The organism is Arthrobacter sp. I3 (assembly GCF_000520575.1).
Taxonomy (GTDB): domain Bacteria; phylum Actinomycetota; class Actinomycetes; order Actinomycetales; family Micrococcaceae; genus Arthrobacter; species Arthrobacter humicola_A.
In genome coordinates, this window is the sequence record NZ_KI914902.1 from 2,484 (window position 1) to 3,967 (window position 1,484).

Annotated in this window: 2 protein-coding genes; both read right to left on the minus strand. The window is 65.5% G+C overall.

The window, feature by feature from the left end; genetic code table 11:
- Positions 1-835, minus strand: an 835-nt coding sequence (locus Y706_RS23255; protein WP_043434394.1) for an AEC family transporter, incomplete at its 3' end; no start/stop codon positions are given.
- A gap of 106 nt (positions 836-941) precedes the next feature.
- The gene (panD, locus tag Y706_RS0102755) at positions 942-1,370 is read right to left on the minus strand and encodes an aspartate 1-decarboxylase (protein WP_028275366.1); all 429 of its coding nucleotides are present in this window, start codon (positions 1,368-1,370) and stop codon (positions 942-944) included.
- Positions 1,371-1,484: the final 114 nt, after the last annotated feature.

Sequence of the window (1,484 nt, forward strand, 5' to 3'; positions counted from 1 at the left end):
GGTAACGGCTGGCCGCGACAAACACGTTCTGGGCGGTGGGCAGGGCGGCCGTGACGACGGCGGCAAAGAGCGCCTGTTCCTGCATGCCGAGGACAAAATGGGCAAACAGGTAGGCCACCAGCGGGTGGACAACGAGCTTGAAGAAGCTCGCCAGCAGGGCGTCCAGCCGGCGTCCGGCGGCCGCCTGCAGCGGCTTGGAACCGTTCAGGCTCATGCCGAAGGCGATCAGCATGGCCGGGATCGCGGCCCCGCCGATCAAATGGATGGGCTCCAGGATCAGCGGCGGCACCGTCCAGCCGGTGGCGGCCACCAGGAGCCCGAGTCCTGTGCCCACGATCATCGGGTTGCGCAGGATCATGAGCACGAAACTCAGGGGCGTGGTGCGGTGCGAGCTGGTGGTGGCGTCCAGCGCCATGAGGAACAAGGGGGTGAAGAAAGCCAGCTGGAAGATCAGCAGGGGTGCCACATAGCTGGCATCGCCGAGCACGAAGACGGCGATGGGAATGCCGAGGTTGGCCGAGTTGGCCAGCGACGAGCTCATGGAGGAGATGAGGGCTTCCGGCAGGGACCGCTTGAGCGCGATGCGCACGATGCCAAAGAACAGGACCGCTGTGGTCACGGCCCCGACTGCCGTGACGAGCAGCGGTGCGGCAAAGACGTCGTGGAGTTTGGCCTTGCTGAGGGTCTCGAACAGCAGGGCGGGGCTGGCCACAAAAAACGTCAGGGCGCTCAGGACGGGGCGGGCGTTCTCGCCCAGGATATTGCGCCGGCCCACGAACATGCCGACCAGGATGATGGCCCAGACGACGAAGAATCCCGCCAGTACCCCTAGCACGCGGCTCTCCGCAGCGGGGCGGGTGGGCGGCGGGTGAGGGTCACCAGTCCAGAGTAATCAGCTTTATTCCGCGGGCTGTCCTATTACGCCCGACGGCGCGCTGCCGCTAGTTGAGCGCGGCGTTGTTCAGCGAGTGCGGCGGACGCATAAGCCCGGGTGTCATGCCCTCCGCGGGGTCGTTGCCGATCTGGACAATCTTGTTGTCCTGGTCAACGTGGACCACCTTGGGGTTGTACGCCTTGGCCTCTTCCGTGGTCATCTGGGCGTAGGTGATGAGGATGACGATGTCGTTCTCGTGCATCAGGTGGGCGGCGGCGCCGTTGATGCCGATCACGCCGGAACCGCGTTCGCCGGCAATCGTGTAGGTCTCGAGCCGGGCGCCGTTCGTGACGTCGACAATCGCCACGAGCTCCCCGGGCAGGATGTCGGCCGCCTCCAGCAGATCCAGGTCCACGGTGACGGATCCGACATAGTGAAGGTCCGCGTGCGTGACCGTCGCGCGGTGGATCTTGGATTTGAATATTGTGCGATTCATAACGACATCAGTCTAACGCGGGGCCACCGCCCGCGCTGTGGCCCACTGCACATGCCGCGGGCCGTTACGCGCCGTTCCACACATGCTGGAAGTCACGCGGGCCGGTCCACGGGG